Here is a 17,066-nt window from a genome sequence, read left to right as displayed (position 1 = left end):
TAAAGTCAGATTAATAATATTTTCTATGGTAGCCCTTATGTCTCCTATCTTTACTAAATAATATTTCAAATACTATAGAATTACTTTTATTCCAATTATTTATTGTAGTATTTGCCCCTACTACTTTTCCGGCAGGTGCAGTGTTTTATGCAAGATTTCCAGTATTAAAACGTTTTACATGCGGCAGTTTTATATTTGCTTTATCACGAGCTTTAATGTTTGCAGTTTCTTCTTTTAGAACAATTTACTTGATAGATTCTTTTAATCACTGGGGATTATTATTCTTGATTATTCCAATTCTAATTGGTTATACATTTGGAGTAAATCATTTTATAAAGTTAGAGGAGGAAGCAGAGAGTTATTATTAGAAAAAGCTTTGTGTCTTTCAAGTTCAATATTAAAAACTTTTAGGCATAACTTAGCAAATTCTTGTTCTAGTTTATAATTTATATTAGCAGCGACCAAAAGAAAATTTATTAAAGTCGCTTCAATAATTTTTCTAGCTTTCTCAGGTGATTTAACTCCCAAAGTTTGCACATTATGAATTCGGTCAAATAATTTTATTAATGCCGTATTGTATCTTTTCTCTTTAATTAATAAGTTTAGGCTTTCTCCGCTACTTATCTTCCCGTAAGATTTAATTCTAGTTAGACCTTCTACGTGTTTTGCTACTTCCGGTCCAAAAATTTCGGTAATTGCTTCTTCAGTTAATTCAGTGTCTTCAATAGTATCATGAAGTAAAGCGGCTTGCAGCATAATAATGTTATAAAGCTTAGGTGCTTCTTCAGCTACAAATTCAGCAAGCATAATTTTTACCTCAATCGGGTGCGAATAATAAGGATCGCCTGATTGACGCATTTGAGCACCGTGTTACGTGCATAGTGGATACCTTTTGTGATTTCGAGTATATCTATAGGATTTGCTACTTTAGTATTTAAATATTCGAGTTTATCAAGTAATTTTTTACTATAAACACAAATTGCAAACTTTTCTTTCCAAGAGCTTATATCTTCTATAAAAGTTATTTCTTATTTCATTATAATTTGTGGGATATTAATTAAAAAATTAGGCATTGCCTAGAAAAAGTTGATAATTTGAAAAGTTTACGTCATTGTCACGCTCTTTGCAGTCGCTTAGCTCATGACGATATCAACCGTTTCGAGGAAATGCCAAAAATTGCAGTAATTAAATAGCTGCAGATTAGGTTCTATGAAGGAAAATTAAATTAATCTATTTTTGCTATTTTTTGCTGTAAAGCATAAGATTTTTTTGAAATAGGAACAACTATTACTGCAAAAATCTTATTAATGTTCGCTAAAAAATATCTGAAAATATAAATAATTTAATTTGCCTTCACAGAACCTAAAGATTATTGTTATATTATTTTAAATATTAATCCTAAAATCAAAATATAACTATGTCAAACCGTAATAGTTTAGAAGTACAAGAGTACGCACAAGCTAGCTCCTTAAATAATACTAATCTAACTGCATCACAGGGTGAGTTAATACTAACTGTTGCAAATTTATTGTTCAAAGAGTCAAATATTAATAATCATCAGAATATACAAAGAGATAATAATATATCTTATGAGAATAATATTACCGACTTTGAAAATCAGGATACAAGTTGTGGTATATGTAAATGTCTTGGAGCGATAGCTACTGTTTGCTGCAATGTGTATGTATTTTTATTTGAATAAACACCAAATTTTACACTAAAAAAATATGAGCAAGGCTTAAGAAAGTTAGGAAACCTAGAGCATCGGTTATGGTTGTTAGAAATACACCGGAGCCTGTAGCGGGGTCTATATCAAAATAATGCAGTATTATAGGAATAGCAGAGCCGAATAATCCGGCTACTAAAAAATTTAAAATAACTGCAATAGCAAAAATAACGCTAAGGTTTAAGTCAAGCAACATCACAAAGCTAAGTCCTGCTCCGATAATTGCAAGTACAAAACCGTTAAAAGCCGATACGGCTATTTCTTTTAATATAACTTTATTGACATTATTGTAATGAATATCTTTATTAGCAAGGGCTCTAACCGTAACGGTCATGGCTTGTGTTCCGGCATTTCCACCCATTGAAGCTACAATAGGCATAATGGCTGCAAGCGTTACAAGTTTTGCAATAGTATCGTTAAAATGGTTAATGATAAGTGAGGTCATGCAGGCAGTGATTAGATTAACAAAGAGCCAAGGAAAACGATGTCTAACGGTATAAAATACATTGAAGAAAGTATCTTGAGTGTGTACCCCGCTTAATGATAATATATCTTTGCCGGCTTGTTCTTCGATAATATAAATTATATTATCGATTGATACGCTACCTACTAACTTACCGCTTTTATTTACTACCGGTACAATAGTTAAAGCATATTGTCTAAAAATGAAGCTTAGTTCATTTAAGTCGGTAAAAGCATCTGCAAGTTTAAAATCTTTGTTCATCAAATCTTTTATCAATTCATTTTGTTTGCCTTTAATTAGCGTGCTAAGAGAAATAATACCGATAGGGCGTAATTTATTATCCGTAACGATTGCCGCATAAAAGTCATTCTTTACGTTCTTGATAAAATTTAATGATTCCTCGACCGTCCATCCTTCTTGAAGATTAATAAAATCTCGTTCAATTACCCTACCTACCGTATTTTCGGGATATGTACAACCTACGGTAATTTGGTGTTTTTTTTCTTTAGTGAGATTACTTAGGATAAGGTCTTTTATATCATCGTCTAGATCGATTACTACTTCAATAGCATCTTCTATAACTAGCTTATTGATTAATTCTGCAGATTTTTTTATGCCTAAAGTTTCTATTATTAAAGGTTTACTATAAGCATTTAATGATACTAACGTTTCAGGCTTAATTTCATCCTGTAATAAAGGAATAATTATTTTATATGTTTTATTGTTAAGATTATCTAAGAAATCTGCTAAATCGGCATAATGAAGCTTGGCCAGCCTGCTTGCAGCAGCATCATAATTGTGATCTTCGATCAGATCGTTAATTTGATCAAAAATTTCAGCAAATTGATCGTGATGATCTGGTAAGATGCTTTTAAATATATTGAAATTAGGCATAGCCTATTGACCTAATAGTTTATTATAGACTTATTATAATTATTTAAAGCTGGGTAGCTAGGCTTGGCACAGAATTGTGTACAATTTGCTAATCAATATAAATCACAGAGTACAAATAAGCAATAGTTTTTATTTCAACTCCTTTTCATTTATCAGGAGTATACAATTAGCACAAACATTTGCTAACAAGACGAACTTAGGAGTAAATATAAAATCTGAAGTGTCGAAACAAACAAAAATTTGACTTTGTGAAAAACCGGCGAATGGTGCGGTCGAGAAGACTTGAACTTCCAATCTTTTTACAGAACAGCACCCTCAATGCTGCGCGTCTACCAATTTCGCCACGACCGCTTAAGTTTTACTCTATAGCAGATTATGAGTAAAATATCAATAGAATTCTTTTGATGTTATTTCCACCTTTCTATGTCATCCCCACTTCCACGGGAATGACATAAACTAGCCATGCGACAACACCTTTAGTCGTTCGCAATGACGGCAAAGCTATTCAAGATAAATCAACAACAAAACTAGGTGTAATCGATTGCTTAACAGCAGCTTTCATTAAACTATCTAGTTTTTCATCAATATTATCAAAATCAATATGATATGCTCTAGAATTTCCGGTTAACACTAGGGCAGAGTCTATACCAAGGCGATTTGCTGCAAGTATATCGGTGTAAACAGTGTCCCCAATCATTAACATGCGATTCTTAGGGGTATTATGACATTCTTTTAAAATTTTGCTATATATTTCTTCATATGGCTTACCACTATAAATTACTTTTCCGCCAAGCTGCTTTATTTTTTCGGCATAATAGCCGCTACAATATCTATAAACACCGTGCTGATTTATTCCAAGGTCAGGATTAGCACAAATATTGACCATTTTACGTTGTACAACAATTTTAAATAATTCATTGAATTCGTTTAAATCTAAATTTTCGTTTTCGTCTCTGTAAATAGTCATTAAGAAAATATTAGCTTTGTTAATATCGTCAGTGATAGGACATTGAATTCTGTTTATTATATCATTTTCTAAATGTCCTAAATGATATATTGCTGGTTTTTCTATACCGAACCGCTCTTTACTTTCTAGTATCATTTCTACTGCTATTTCGCCTGAGCTAATGATCATTTCCGGTTCTGCATTTAATCCCCACGATTTAATTGTTTGATGCAGTGAAACAATATTGCGTGGAGCATTAGTGACAAAATATACTTTTTTTCGTTCAATAATCTTATTGATATTTTGTACGACGCCCGGATAGGTACGCCCCCCTTCAATTATTACCCCCCAAAGATCGAATAAAAACACGTCATAATCATTAATTACATCGAAAATATGTTTTAACTTTAATATATTCATTGTTATCTCGCTAATTTTAAATCAAGAAACTTTACTATTTTAATAAGTTACGTTATAGTCATTTTTATTGTTTCTAGCAACAAGTAATAGAGCCAAATATATAATATGTCGGAAATTGAAGAAAAATTTAACGAATCATCATACGGTGCTGATTCCATAAAGGTTTTAAAAGGTCTTGAAGCCGTAAGAAAAAGACCGGGAATGTATATCGGGGATGTTGGAGACGGGTCGGGTCTACATCATATGATTTATGAAGTAGTCGACAACGCTATCGATGAGTCGCTTGCTGGTTATTGCGATCTAGTACGAGTAACATTAAATAAAAACGGTTCAGTAACCGTATCCGATAACGGGCGAGGTATACCCGTTGAAATTCATGAAGAAGAAGGAATATCGGCAGCTGAAGTTATTATGACGCAACTTCACGCCGGCGGTAAGTTTGACCAGAACGCTTATAAGGTTGCAGGCGGTCTACACGGTGTTGGTGTATCGGTTGTAAATGCTCTTTCTGAATGGCTTGAGCTGCGTATTTGGCGTAATAATAAGGAATATTTGATGAGATTTAATAATGGTATAACGGAAGCTCCGCTTGCGGTTGTCAAAGAAAATATTGATAAAAAAGGTACGGAAGTTACTTTTTTTCCGTCTGTAGAAACGTTTACTAATATAGAATTTGATTTTGGCACTATAGAGCATCGTCTTCGTGAGCTTGCTTTTTTAAATTCAGGCGTAAAGCTTTTACTCGTCGATAATCGCTTTGAAGAAGTGAAAGAAGTAGAGTTTTATTATACGGGCGGTATAGAAGCTTATGTAAAATATATAGACAGAGCGAAGCACGCTATCCATCCATGTATAGTAGTTAATACGGAGAATGCTGAGTCCGGTATAAGCCTTGAGCTTGCGATGCATTGGAACGATTCTTATCATGAAAATATTTTATGCTTTACTAATAATATTAGGCAGCGTGATGGCGGAACTCATCTTAGTGCTTTCAAATCAGCGATAACACGTGTTATTACCTCGTATCTTGATACTACGGGTCTTAATAAAAAAGCTAAAAATTACTTTAGCGGTGAAGATACTAGGGAAGGGCTATGTTGTGTGCTTTCCGTTAAAGTGCCTGATCCTAAATTTTCTTCTCAAACAAAAGATAAGCTAGTAAGCTCCGAAGTACGACCGGTTGTTGAGAATGCCGTTTATACAAAGGTTCTTGAGTGGTTTGAAGAGCATCCAGCAGAAGCTAAGGCAATTATAACTAAGATTATGGAAGCTGCGAATGCTCGTGAAGCTGCTAGAAAAGCAAGGGAACTCACTCGAAGAAAATCAGCTTTAGAAGTTTCGAATTTACCAGGTAAACTTGCAGATTGCCATGCAAAAGATCCTGCTATTTCAGAATTGTTTATTGTTGAGGGGGACTCTGCGGGCGGTACTGCAAAGCAGGGTAGGGATAGCAAAATTCAGGCTATATTGCCTTTGCGTGGTAAAATTTTGAACGTTGAACGTGCAAGATTTGATAAAATGCTCGGTTCGGACCAAATCGGTACGTTAATTACAGCGCTTGGAATTAGTGTTGAACGAGAATTTTCCTTAGAAAAGCTTAGATACCATAAAGTTATTATTATGACCGATGCTGATGTTGATGGCTCGCACATTAGAACTTTATTACTCACGTTTTTCTATCGTCATATGCCTGAGCTAATAAAGAAAGGCTATCTATATATAGCTCAGCCACCGCTTTATAAAGTAAAGAAAGGAGCAGCCGAGTTTTATTTAAAGAATGAGCAAGCGCTGCAAGATTATTTGATCAAATCAACTATTAATGATGCAACCTTAATTCTAGACGATAAAGAGCAGTTAGTGGGTGATAATTTAGAAGAGCTAATTAATAAAGTGGTTAAGTTTAACGGCTTGCTTGACCATGCTAGCAAAAAATTTAATCGCTCAATTACCGAAATTCTTGCTATTAATGACTTACTTAATAACAAAATATTTGATCCTGAAAGTGATTTAAGACTTAAAAAAGCTTTAGATGTTTTAAATAGCTTAGAAGATTCGCCTGATAAGACTAATTGGGAAGTTTTAAAACATGAAAATAAAATAGAGTTCTTCCGCTTTAGTAGGGGTTTAAAAGAAAGTAAAATATTATTGAAAGAGCAGTTAGAATCATTTGAGTTTGTACAAATATCAAAGCTTGCTTTAACGATTTTTGATATATTTAGTAAGCAATTAAAGCTTATAGTGAAAAGTCAGGAATTCGATATTTTAACACCGAGTCAGTTGTTAAATACCATTATAAAATGCGGAAAAAGAGGTATAAATATTCAGCGTTTTAAGGGTCTTGGTGAGATGAATTCCGACCAGCTATGGGAAACTACTCTTGACCCTACAAAAAGAACTTTGCTTCAGGTAAGAGTTGCAGAAATTGATGAAGCAGAAGGCATTTTCTCTACTTTAATGGGTGACGTGGTTGAACCTCGCAGGTTATTTATCCAAGCAAATGCGTTGAATGTCGTGAATTTGGATGTGTAGTATAATCGGTGTCATACCGTGGCTTGACCACGGTATGACAATGTAATCAGTTTCTCCTCGCAATGACGTTACAATTTTATCAAAATAATTTATGCACAAATTAATTATTCACGGTGGTACACCTCTGAAAGGTAGTATTAATATTAGCGGTGCTAAAAATGCCGTGCTACCTATTATGGCAGCGTCTATTCTTACCGATAAACTGCATATTACTAATGTTCCAAAGTTAACGGATGTTAGTACTATGAAAGATTTGCTCCGAAGTCACGGGGCAGATATTGAAATAATAGAACATCAAGATGAATTTGAGCTTATAATTGATACCAAAAATATAAATAACTTTACTGCAGATTATGAAATAGTCCGTAAAATGAGAGCATCGATTTGGGTGCTTGGTCCTTTGCTTACCAAATACGGTAAAGCAAAAGTATCGCTTCCAGGTGGTTGTGCTATTGGAGCAAGGCAAGTAGATTTGCATATTGCTGTATTAAAAGCTATGGGAGCTGAGATTGAAATAGAAGACGGTTATATTAACGCTTCAAGTAAAGGACGCTTAAAAGGTCCTCATTTTGTTTTTGATAAAGTTTCCGTAGGTGCTACGATTAATGCAATACTTGCAGCTGTTTTAGCAGAGGGGGAAACTGTGCTTTTTAATTGTGGTCGAGAGCCGGAAATAGTTGATTTATGTAATTGTCTTATCACAATGGGAGCCGATATTGCAGGTATCGGCACTAGCGAAATAACAATTAAAGGCAAGGATTCTTTAAATAAAGCGAGCTATAAAGTACTTTCTGATCGTATTGAAGCCGGTACTTATATGTTTGCGGCAGCTATTACTAAAGGTGATGTAAAAATTTGTGGGATTGATTACCATATTGTAGAAAATATAGCTTTAAAACTTATCGAAACGGGTATAAAAGTCGTGCCGATCAATAACGGAGTTCAAGTAACTTATGAAGGGAAGTTAAATTCAGTTGATTTAGAAACTAATCCCTATCCTGGCTTTGCTACTGATTTGCAAGCACAATTTATGAGCCTTATGACGCTTAGTAGCGGTGTTTCAATGATCACCGAGAATATTTTTGAAAATCGTTTCATGCATGTCCCTGAATTATGTAGAATGGGAGCAGATATAGTAGTACGAGGTAATAAGGCGGTTGTTCGAGGTGTAGAAATGTTAAAAGGCGCAGAAGTTATGGCAAGTGATCTTAGAGCTTCGGTATCGCTAATACTCGCCGGTCTTAGTACTAATAGCAAAACCGTATTACACCGAATATATCATTTAGATCGTGGCTTCCAAGATTTAGAAAAAAAATTAAGTAATTGTGGTGCAGATATAAAAAGGGTATAATATATTCGATCAACTTCAAAAATGGGCTAAGTCGTTCGTTCTACAAGAGCTGCGGTACGCACGTATTAAGTATACGCTGTGTTCCTCGCCTTGTGAACTCCTTGCTCTTTTTGAAGTTGATCTGCGTATATTCGTTTCCTATTTATTTGTAGTATACTATTTTTAACGGAGAAAAATTATGGCAAGAATTACAGCAGAAGATTGTAATAAAATTATACCGGATAGGTTTCGGCTTGTTGTCCTAGCAACAAGATATGCTAAATTATTAAATTATAAAGTAGAAACTAATCAAATCAAAAAAGAAAAGCGTGATAAGCCTCCTGTTATCGCATTACGTAGAATTGCTGCCGGAAAAGTATCGGTAGCTCAGTTAGAACAAGATTTAATAAATAGTCTGCGTACAAGAACTATGATAGAGCCGCTTGTTAATCAAGATGAATCAGAAGCTGTAGAAGAAAAATTTGAGTATTTATCTGAAGTTTATATCGGGGAAGATTATTCTGATTTAGATGATCAAATCTTTATTGATGAGAATGGCGAAGATTATGAAACCGATAAGTAAATGCTTATCGGTGTTGGTACTGATATAGTACAAATTCCTAGAATCGAAAAAATATTACATTTATATCCAGAACTTTTTGCTAAAAAAATTCTAACTTCAAAGGAATTAAAACAGTTTGCTTTGTTGGGAAAAATAAACCATGCTGCTTTTTTAGCCAAGCGTTTTGCTGCTAAAGAGGCTGTTAGTAAAGCCTTTGGAGTCGGTATAGGTCAAGGTATAAATTTTAAAGATATTACTATACTAAATAATGATTTAGGTAAGCCTATAGTAGAAGTTAGCTCAAACTATACAAACAAACTCTCTCCTTTTAATATTCACCTTTCTCTTGCTGATGATTATCCTGTGTGTGTAGCATTTGCTGTGATTGAGAGTAGTTATAATGTTATTCGTGGGTAGAGGCGTGTTACTGTGTGAACCCTATTTCATTCCCGCGGAGGCATTGGTTGCGTGGATACCCAAACCGTCATTGCGAGGAGCGAAGCGACGTGGCAATCTCATGCAGTAATAACAAACTCCTGAGATTGCTTCGTCAAAACTTACAGTTTTTCCTCGTAATGACGACTTGGTATACGGGGAATGCCCGCTCTCGCAATGACAAAATATAAATTACGATCCGGCTTTGCTGTCTGCTTTAGGTAACATGATTTTTAAATTAGCTTTAGCTTCTAAATCAGCAATATATTTCTTTAGTACTTCTGCAGCTAATATATTATCAATAGTTACTTTTGCTTCTTCTTTTGTTGGAATAGGCACAGGTTTTTTCTCAAGCACTTTGATAATATGCCAACCGAAATCGGTTTTTACAGGAGTTGAAACTTCATTTACTTTTAAAGCAAAAGCTTTCTTTTCAAATTCCGGTACTAACTGCCCAGGTTGATTTAGTAGAATGTAACCGATAACGCCGCCGTTTGAAGCTGAAGCTTTATCAAGAGATAACTCTTCTGCAAGCTTAGTAAAGTTTCCGCCTTTGCTTAATTTGGTTTTTATATAATTAGCTTCTTTTTGAGATTTAACTAAAATATGAGCAACTTTTATTTGTTCTTTACCTTTAAGATTACCGACATATTTATTATATTCGTCATCAAACATATTATCTGTAATGTTAGATTTTATGTAGTTTGCTAGTAATTCTTGTTGAGCTAATTGATTTTTTGCATTTTCAAGTTTTTCTTGGAATTCTTTAGAAGAAGTAATATTTGACTTAGCAACTTCTTCTTTTAACAAAAGATTATTAACATAAATTTTTATTAATTTTTCCTGATCTTGTGGTGGAAAATCATCAAAATTTTTGATTGTTTCACCTGATTGAAGATTAAGCTGAGGCTTAAATTCTTTCATAATTTGCGATTCTTTTACTTCACCGCCTTTATAGGTAGCAACTACCTTGTCTTTATCAGCAAAAGCAATACCGGAAAGCATGCTAACTGATAAAAATATAACAGATAATTTTTTCATTTATGACTCATAATTGTGTTAAATATAAGCTTAAATTTTATAAAAATAATATATAACCGTCAACAGCTATTTGAGAATATTTTATTTATTAATAATAATTTACAAATATTTGTAGTAAAAAATTATTCATTTAAATAAAATTATAACATTTGATAATTTTATAAAATATACCTATATTTAAGTACTAAAATACTAAAAATATCATAAGGACTTTAATGCTTTCTATTTTAAAAAAACTTTTCGGTACTGCAAATGATCGTACTGTAAAAAAACTATTTTCTGAAATTACAAAAATTAACTCGCTTGAACCTGCTATACAAAAATTATCAGATGAGGAGTTGAAGAATAAAACTGTGGAGTTTAAAGAAAAGCTTAAAAACGGAGCTACTTTAGACGATATAGTATATGAGGCGTTTGCGGTAGTTAGGGAAGCAGCTAAAAGAGTTTGCGGTATGCGTCATTTTGACGTTCAGCTTATAGGTGGCCTGATATTACATCGAGGCATGATTACCGAAATGCGTACCGGTGAGGGTAAGACCTTAGTTGCAACGCTTCCTGCTTACTTAAATGCTTTAACTGGAAAAGGTGTACATGTTGTAACCGTAAATGATTATCTAGCACGCCGTGATTCTGCTTCCATGGGTAAAATTTACAATTTTTTAGGTTTATCGGTTGGATGTATTGTTGGCGGTATGCCTGATGAGGTAAAACGAGCCGCCTATAACGCCGATATTACTCATGCAACAAATAATGAACTCGGTTTCGATTATTTAAGGGATAATATGAAGTATAGCTTGCAGGAGCGGGTACTTCGTCCTTTTAATTTTGCTATCATCGATGAGGTTGATTCGATTTTGATAGATGAAGCAAGAACTCCGCTCGTTATCTCGGGTCCGGTTAATGATAATGCAGAATTATACGGTAAAATTGATAAAATAGTACGTCTGCTTAATGCAAGTGATTTTGAAAAAGACGAAAAATTAAAAACTATCAATTTAACGGAAACCGGCATTACACATATAGAATCGCTTTTAAGTAAAGAAAATATTATAAAACCAGATACCAGTTTATATGATTTTGAGAATTTAACTTTAGTACATTATGTTAACCAAGCCTTAAGAGCTCATAATATGTTTACTGTTAATGTAGATTATTTGGTGCGTGAAGGTAAAGTAATGATTATTGATGAGTTTACCGGTCGTGTAATGGAAGGGCGTAGATATTCGGAAGGGTTACATCAAGCATTAGAAGCAAAAGAAAATGTGAAAATTCAAAATGAGAACCAAACTTTAGCATCTATTACTTTCCAAAATTATTTTCGTAATTATCCTAAATTATCGGGTATGACCGGTACGGCTATGACCGAAGCACCGGAACTAAAAGATATATATAATCTCGATGTGGTCGCAGTCCCAACCCATAATAAAGTTACAAGGCTTGACCTTGATGACGAAATTTACGGTAGTAAAAAAGAAAAATATGATGCTATCTTAAAGCTAATTAGGGATTGTTACGATCGTGGACAGCCTATGCTTGTCGGTACGATAAGCATAGAAAAGTCAGAAGAACTTTCAAGCGTTTTAAATAAAGAAAAAATCCCTCATAAAGTATTAAACGCCAAATTTCATGAGCAGGAAGCTTTTATTATTGCTCAAGCAGGTAGGTTTAAGGCAGTAACGATTGCAACTAATATGGCAGGGCGGGGTACTGATATTATGCTTGGCGGTAATCCTGAAATGTTAATAGAACAGCTGGATAAAGAACATAATTATGAAGCTAAAATAGCTGAAATAAAAGCTCAAATTGCCGAAGAAAAGAAGCAGGTTATTGAAGCAGGCGGCTTATTTGTGATAGGTACGGAAAGGCATGAAAGCCGTAGGATAGATAATCAGCTAAGAGGAAGATCAGGTAGACAAGGTGATCCTGGTAAAACTAAGTTTTTCCTATCGCTTGATGACGATTTAATGCGTATTTTTGCATCAGATCGTATATCAGGAGTCCTTAGAACACTTGGATTGAAAGACGGAGAGGCTATCCACCATCCAATGATTAGTCGTTCACTTGAGAAAGCGCAGCAAAAAGTGGAAGGACATAACTACGAAATGCGTAAAAATTTATTACGTTTTGATGATGTAATGAATGACCAACGTAAGATAATATACGAGCAACGTACTGAAATTATTAAATCTAAAGATAGTCACGGTTTCTTAAATAGTACTACTGAGGAACTCGCCAAAAAGATAGTATTAACTTTCATGCCGGTAGGCTCTTATAGAGAAGATTGGGATATAGAGAATTTAAGCGTAGAATTACATCGTGTTTTTTCTATAAAATTTGATCATAATGTAGTAAGTAAAAATGATGTAACGGAAGAAGAAATCACGAAGACCGTTATACAAATGGCTCATTATATATATAAGTCAAAAGAAGAAGCCTATAGTAGCGAGTTAATGCATAATGCCATGAAATATATTTTATTAACTACCCTTGATCAAGTTTGGAAAGATCATTTATATAGCTTAGATCATTTAAGACAAGGCATATCTCTTCGAGCTTATGGCCAAAAAGACCCTCTTAGTGAGTATAAAAGAGAAGCATTTAACTTATTCGAGCAGATGCTTAATAATTTAAAAGAATTATTTATTCAAACCGTATACCATTTCCATATTGACTTAAAAAATGTTCAAAAAGAAGATGTTTCGCTTGAGTATAAAAAACTTCAGAAAAATATGCGTGAGAGTCGGGAAGATCCGGCATTTAGTAAATATAACGCAGGAAGTAGCCTTGAGACTGACCTTAAACCAGTCGTATCACGCATTGATCCAAAAGATAGAAACCCCGACGATCCTACTAGTTGGGGTAGGGTATCTCGTAATGAGCTATGTCCGTGCGGTTCAGGCAAGAAATATAAATATTGTCATGGTGCAAATGAATAGATGAAAACCTATAATACCCTACGATTTTTACTCTATGTCATTCCCGCGAAGGCGGGAATCCAGCAAAACTCGAAAAAATCAAAAGGTTATAGCTATTTCTTACAATTTCTTTACATTTTTAGAAAAAGTAAAAATTCTTCGAGATTTTTATACTTTCTGGGTTCCCGCCTTCGCGGGAATGACATAAAACGAGCCATTAATTCTTAAGACAATAAAACCTTTTTAAAAATTGTAGGGTATTATAATGAAAACCACTTTACCTCAGCGTTCTCTAAAAATCCAAGCTAGGCTTAATTTTATAGTGTAGCAAATTCTAGATATTGCACAAGATAAAATCGCTATGATTATCTTTGGCTCTTTTGCAAGAGGTGATTGGGTGCGTGATCTACCTAACGGTTACCATACGGCAAGGATTAATCAGTAGGAGTTCTCAGTATTGTCTGCGTGACTTCCTAATCGTCATTGCGAGGAAATTGCATAGCAATTGACTAAGCAATCTCAGGAGTTTGTTATTATTTCATAAGATTGCCACGTAGCCTACGGCTGCTCGCAATGACGATTTGGGTATCCAAGCAAGCCTTTTGCAGGAATGACAATGAGATTTTTATCACCTTTAAGAAATACAAAGTATAAATAAGTAGAATATGATAAAAGAACTATTAAATAGTAATTTAACTCTGTTGCTAAAGTCAAATAGAGTAGTCGTGCAAGATATAGAACATTATGTAAAACAATGTAGCTTTGAAAATGTTTTAAAAGAGTCTATTTTTCTCTTGATAAAGTGGGCCTAGTAAGGAGTTTAAATGAATTACGTGCAGTATCTACTACTGAACTATTTTTTTCGGTATCTACAAATAATGCACTAAAAGTTGGCTAAATGGTTAGTTGAAGAAAAAAAAGCAAATGTTAATATGTGTAGTGATATTTTGAAGAAAACTCCTTGAAATTCAGCCGCACGTCACGGAAATTGTAGCAGAATATCTAAATCAAAAGGCGCTGCAGTAAACGGGAACGAGGAGCTTGGCTAGGATCACCTTTATATGAAGCAGTAAGCACTTTAATGTAGCAAAACTATTACTTAAGAACGGACCTGAGGTGGATCAAAGAAAATCCGGAGGAATACCTTTGCATGCGGTTGCTAAAAATGTTCGATGTACTTCTAAAGATATTAAGGATGATGAAATATATAAGCTGTTAGTATCATATGGTGCTGATATCAACGCAAAAGTAGAATTTAAAATAGCATTTGTCGGTGAAAGTGAAGTAATAACGGAAGAATAATGATATTTTGAGATATCTTAACATATTTATAGGCATTGCCTAGAAATCGTTGATACCCCGTCATTGTAAGCGGCTGTAGGTTCCTGTTGCATGGATACCAAATCGTCATTGCGAGCGACTGTAAGGAGCGTGGCAATCCAGAAAAATAATAAAAATGCTACGCATTTTACTAGATTGCTTCGTCAATTACTTTGTAATTTTCCTCGTAATGACGTCAACTTTTCAAATTATCAACTTTTTCTAGGCAATGTCTATTTATCGACACGGTAGTTATTGACAAGTTTAGGAAAAAGTTTTATATTCTTCACAAGTTTAAGAAAAAGTTAATAGTATATGTCTAAAGCAAAAACAGCTTCCAAAAATAACCCGACTTCTAGGGAACAGGCTAAAGAATATTTTCATAACGGTCAGAAAATCAAACCGGTCAAGCTTATTGCTGCTCAAAAGTCTTTTCTAGCTGCCGAATATGAATCTTCCGGAGATTTAGTCGTAGGGAGCAATGGTCAGCCATTACCTTGGGGATTAGTTAAAAGCTTATCTTAATATTTTCACTTCCAAAAACCTCGCCAATAAATAATCGGGGGCATAGCTCAGGGGTAGAGCATCTGCTTTGCACGCAGAGGGTCAAGGGTTCGATTCCCTTTGCCTCCACCACTTCCGATAAGGGTTTCAAGGCTTTTTGAAATTTAGTAAAAACTTTGAATGTTCCTTTTGTTTTAATTTGCGCTCCATGTCTTGCTAAAAAAATATTCTGTACCTACTATTATTGGTTATGGGAAGTATTTACAACAGCAGAATCTAGGCAAAAATAATAATCTACATACTCAAAAGCTGAGGTGACTATTTACTTGAGAAAGAAATATACGAAGCTTTGCTAGAACTCAGTAATTATAGCAGTGAAGAGAATAATAAATTATTAAATACGACTTATTTTCTTATAAATTAATAAAAAAATAAGGACATAATATGAGTGGTACAACAAAAAATATAAATGCAAAGGGAGCAAGCAAGCATGGGTCTTGATAGTTGGCTTGGCGTTACTGTAGGTGATAATATTACTCACTCTTTTAGTTTAGATACTAATAGTAATATTTTTTAGGTATCACCGATACTATGAATTACTATAATGGCTTAGGTAGTATAGACATAAATAATGCACGTGTTAATTTTAATATAACTAATAGAGCTTTAGAAATAAATGCTAATAACAGACCTTTTAAATTGATTGTAGACGAGGATTTTTCTATAAAAATTGCAGAGTTTAACACCTATGAAAATGAGCAATATACTTTTACAAATCATTATCAAGATAAAATGAGTTTCCAAGATATAAATACGTTAGCAAAAATAACTAATCTATCTCATAAAGAATTTGTTAAAATTTTATCTAATAATTATACGCTAGAAGCAATAAAGGAGATTGCAGATAAATATAAAGCAATAGATAAAGAGGCATTAAATTTATTTATAGGACAAAATTATAAGCTTTTTTATAGCTCTGATCAAACTGAAAATCCTTTTAAAGATCATACTCCATTTTTAAATTAGTAGACAAGTCTTTAGAAGAAAGTCCAATCCTTAATCTAATGCCTGTTGACCTTAAAATATCATATAGCTTCTTATTAGAGGACGAAGTCGATATAATAGGCAATGACAGCTAAATCCTCTATCTACTACAATGCAATCTGGCATACAATACATATTGGCATGCAAGAAGATTTAAGCTACACTGCAAAGCTTGCCAATCACTTAATACATAAAAATGGTACGCAATGGCTGGATGTTCTAGATCAGGCATTAAATTTATACCAGCTAGGCACTCAGACTATGCAGATAGCAGACGATATAAGAAAGCTAGTAGCAGGCACATCGCTGGTAGACTTAAAGAAAAATTTACCAAATCTTGACTCTGTAAGATTTGGTATGTAGGTATCAAGGGGAGTAAGTACTACAAATAATTTAGTAGTTGAGAGTTTGCAGGACGTAATACAAGATTTTGATATGATTACTAATGGATTAAATAAAGAAGAAAAAGCAGCTTTGAAAACAAGATTCAGTTGCTCAAAGATGCTTGCTCAAACAAAGGAAGCTATTTATGCCAAAGCATTTGATATTTCAATGCACTATTTAAAAACGTTTAAAGGCACAGGTTTAAAAGGTATGTTAATAGCTCCTTCTAGATTAATTGCCGTTCGTTTTAAAAAATTTTTAGATGATATAGGACAAGTAAGTTCTGAAGTTGTTATATCTGCTACTGATGATCGGGACGGTTATAAAGATATTGAAAGCGAAAATGAAGTAGATAAATTTATAAAAAACATGAGGGAACAATATGGAGCAAAATTCAATAATAGAATTATTAAAAAATTTAAAAGTTCCGATGATCCTGAAATTTTAATTGTAGTTTCAAAATTACTAACCGGTTTTGATGCACCGCGTAATGTCGTTATTTACATATGCAAAGAATGAAAAGAGCATAATCTTTTACAAGCAATTGCTCGTG

14 protein-coding genes, 2 tRNA genes and 3 pseudogenes are annotated in these 17,066 nt (G+C 33.8%); 14 read left to right on the top strand and 5 right to left on the bottom strand.

Going from position 1 to position 17,066, the window contains the following annotated elements:
- Nucleotides 1-25: 25 nt before the first annotated feature.
- Nucleotides 26-368, top strand: a pseudogene (locus RPR_RS09895) (proline/betaine transporter).
- On the opposite strand, the pseudogene RPR_RS03585 reads toward RPR_RS09895, so the two are convergent.
- Nucleotides 331-1,016: pseudogene (locus RPR_RS03585) on the bottom strand (HD domain-containing protein). The pseudogenes RPR_RS09895 and RPR_RS03585 sit on opposite strands and share 38 nt — an antisense overlap.
- 401 nt (nucleotides 1,017-1,417) lie before the next feature.
- Between RPR_RS03585 and RPR_RS03580 the strand changes: the two are divergent.
- A complete protein-coding gene (locus RPR_RS03580; RefSeq protein WP_014364863.1) occupies nucleotides 1,418-1,702 on the top strand; it encodes a hypothetical protein in 285 nt (94 codons plus the stop codon).
- A 10-nt stretch (nucleotides 1,703-1,712) separates the two neighbouring features.
- Here the strand turns inward: RPR_RS03580 and mgtE are convergent, their stop codons facing one another.
- The 3 genes from mgtE to RPR_RS03565 form a co-directional block, all read right to left on the bottom strand.
- On the bottom strand, nucleotides 1,713-3,083 hold the full coding sequence (gene mgtE / locus RPR_RS03575) for a magnesium transporter (RefSeq protein ID WP_012736688.1): 1,371 nt from the start codon (nucleotides 3,081-3,083) through the stop codon (nucleotides 1,713-1,715).
- Between the two features lie 264 nt (nucleotides 3,084-3,347).
- Nucleotides 3,348-3,434, bottom strand: a tRNA-Leu gene (locus RPR_RS03570).
- A gap of 154 nt (nucleotides 3,435-3,588) precedes the next feature.
- A complete protein-coding gene (locus RPR_RS03565; protein ID WP_012736687.1) occupies nucleotides 3,589-4,449 on the bottom strand; it encodes a TIGR01459 family HAD-type hydrolase in 861 nt (286 codons plus the stop codon).
- 105 nt (nucleotides 4,450-4,554) lie between these two features.
- Here RPR_RS03565 and gyrB point away from each other — a divergent pair, with 105 nt between their 5' ends.
- The 4 genes from gyrB to acpS all read left to right on the top strand — a co-directional run bounded on the left by gyrB (nucleotide 4,555) and on the right by acpS (nucleotide 9,287).
- Nucleotides 4,555-6,978: a DNA topoisomerase (ATP-hydrolyzing) subunit B gene (gene gyrB / locus RPR_RS03560; RefSeq protein ID WP_012736686.1), complete on the top strand. Its 2,424-nt coding sequence runs from the start codon at nucleotides 4,555-4,557 to the stop codon at nucleotides 6,976-6,978.
- Nucleotides 6,979-7,069: 91 nt separating this feature from the next.
- Nucleotides 7,070-8,329: a UDP-N-acetylglucosamine 1-carboxyvinyltransferase gene (gene murA, locus RPR_RS03555; RefSeq protein ID WP_012736685.1), complete on the top strand. Its 1,260-nt coding sequence runs from the start codon at nucleotides 7,070-7,072 to the stop codon at nucleotides 8,327-8,329.
- Nucleotides 8,330-8,507: 178 nt separating this feature from the next.
- Nucleotides 8,508-8,891 (top strand): DNA-directed RNA polymerase subunit omega, encoded by a 384-nt coding sequence (rpoZ, locus tag RPR_RS03545; protein WP_012736684.1) that lies wholly within the window; start codon nucleotides 8,508-8,510, stop codon nucleotides 8,889-8,891.
- Nucleotides 8,892-9,287: a holo-ACP synthase gene (acpS, locus tag RPR_RS03540; protein ID WP_012262491.1), complete on the top strand. Its 396-nt coding sequence runs from the start codon at nucleotides 8,892-8,894 to the stop codon at nucleotides 9,285-9,287.
- Between the two features lie 210 nt (nucleotides 9,288-9,497).
- Here acpS and RPR_RS03535 read toward each other — a convergent pair whose 3' ends face one another.
- Nucleotides 9,498-10,346: a peptidylprolyl isomerase gene (locus RPR_RS03535; RefSeq protein ID WP_012736683.1), complete on the bottom strand. Its 849-nt coding sequence runs from the start codon at nucleotides 10,344-10,346 to the stop codon at nucleotides 9,498-9,500.
- Between the two features lie 215 nt (nucleotides 10,347-10,561).
- On the opposite strand from RPR_RS03535, the gene secA reads away from it, so the two are divergent.
- The 8 genes and pseudogenes from secA to RPR_RS03490 all read left to right on the top strand — a co-directional run bounded on the left by secA (nucleotide 10,562) and on the right by RPR_RS03490 (nucleotide 17,032).
- Nucleotides 10,562-13,282, top strand: a complete 2,721-nt coding sequence (gene secA / locus RPR_RS03530) for a preprotein translocase subunit SecA (RefSeq protein WP_012736682.1) — start codon at nucleotides 10,562-10,564, stop codon at nucleotides 13,280-13,282.
- Between the two features lie 244 nt (nucleotides 13,283-13,526).
- Nucleotides 13,527-13,688: pseudogene (locus RPR_RS09015) on the top strand (nucleotidyltransferase); the annotation flags it as partial.
- Between the two features lie 689 nt (nucleotides 13,689-14,377).
- Nucleotides 14,378-14,563, top strand: a complete 186-nt coding sequence (locus RPR_RS03515) for an ankyrin repeat domain-containing protein (protein WP_085065669.1) — start codon at nucleotides 14,378-14,380, stop codon at nucleotides 14,561-14,563.
- Nucleotides 14,564-14,896: 333 nt separating this feature from the next.
- Nucleotides 14,897-15,106: a hypothetical protein gene (locus RPR_RS03510; protein WP_004998070.1), complete on the top strand. Its 210-nt coding sequence runs from the start codon at nucleotides 14,897-14,899 to the stop codon at nucleotides 15,104-15,106.
- 36 nt (nucleotides 15,107-15,142) lie between these two features.
- Nucleotides 15,143-15,217: transfer RNA gene (locus RPR_RS03505), tRNA-Ala, on the top strand.
- A gap of 459 nt (nucleotides 15,218-15,676) precedes the next feature.
- Complete coding sequence (locus RPR_RS03500; RefSeq protein WP_085065668.1) at nucleotides 15,677-16,111, top strand: hypothetical protein; 435 nt, start codon at nucleotides 15,677-15,679, stop codon at nucleotides 16,109-16,111.
- Between the two features lie 102 nt (nucleotides 16,112-16,213).
- Complete coding sequence (locus RPR_RS03495) at nucleotides 16,214-16,492, top strand: hypothetical protein (RefSeq protein ID WP_085065667.1); 279 nt, start codon at nucleotides 16,214-16,216, stop codon at nucleotides 16,490-16,492.
- A gap of 72 nt (nucleotides 16,493-16,564) precedes the next feature.
- Nucleotides 16,565-17,032, top strand: coding sequence for a UvrB domain 3-containing protein (locus RPR_RS03490; RefSeq protein WP_085065805.1), 468 nt, complete (start codon nucleotides 16,565-16,567; stop codon nucleotides 17,030-17,032).
- Nucleotides 17,033-17,066 lie beyond the last annotated feature (34 nt).

Source organism: Rickettsia peacockii str. Rustic (assembly GCF_000021525.1).
Lineage (GTDB): Bacteria > Pseudomonadota > Alphaproteobacteria > Rickettsiales > Rickettsiaceae > Rickettsia > Rickettsia rickettsii.
Note: the sequence above shows the minus strand (reverse complement) of the source record. Positions and strands in the feature narration are given on the sequence as shown.

Bases quoted from the DNA above. Each gene is read 5' to 3' on its own strand.
- RPR_RS03495 (WP_085065667.1), top strand. From the start codon at position 16,214: ATGACAGCTAAATCCTCTATCTACTACAATGCAATCTGGCATACAATA.
- RPR_RS03500 (WP_085065668.1), top strand. From the start codon at position 15,677: ATGAATTACTATAATGGCTTAGGTAGTATAGACATAAATAATGCACGT.
- rpoZ (WP_012736684.1), top strand. From the start codon at position 8,508: ATGGCAAGAATTACAGCAGAAGATTGTAATAAAATTATACCGGATAGG.
- gyrB (WP_012736686.1), top strand. From the start codon at position 4,555: ATGTCGGAAATTGAAGAAAAATTTAACGAATCATCATACGGTGCTGAT.
- acpS (WP_012262491.1), top strand. From the start codon at position 8,892: ATGCTTATCGGTGTTGGTACTGATATAGTACAAATTCCTAGAATCGAA.
- mgtE (WP_012736688.1), bottom strand. From the start codon at position 3,083: ATGCCTAATTTCAATATATTTAAAAGCATCTTACCAGATCATCACGAT.
- RPR_RS03565 (WP_012736687.1), bottom strand. From the start codon at position 4,449: ATGAATATATTAAAGTTAAAACATATTTTCGATGTAATTAATGATTAT.
- murA (WP_012736685.1), top strand. From the start codon at position 7,070: ATGCACAAATTAATTATTCACGGTGGTACACCTCTGAAAGGTAGTATT.
- RPR_RS03580 (WP_014364863.1), top strand. From the start codon at position 1,418: ATGTCAAACCGTAATAGTTTAGAAGTACAAGAGTACGCACAAGCTAGC.
- RPR_RS03510 (WP_004998070.1), top strand. From the start codon at position 14,897: ATGTCTAAAGCAAAAACAGCTTCCAAAAATAACCCGACTTCTAGGGAA.
- RPR_RS03490 (WP_085065805.1), top strand. From the start codon at position 16,565: ATGATTACTAATGGATTAAATAAAGAAGAAAAAGCAGCTTTGAAAACA.
- RPR_RS03535 (WP_012736683.1), bottom strand. From the start codon at position 10,346: ATGAAAAAATTATCTGTTATATTTTTATCAGTTAGCATGCTTTCCGGT.
- secA (WP_012736682.1), top strand. From the start codon at position 10,562: ATGCTTTCTATTTTAAAAAAACTTTTCGGTACTGCAAATGATCGTACT.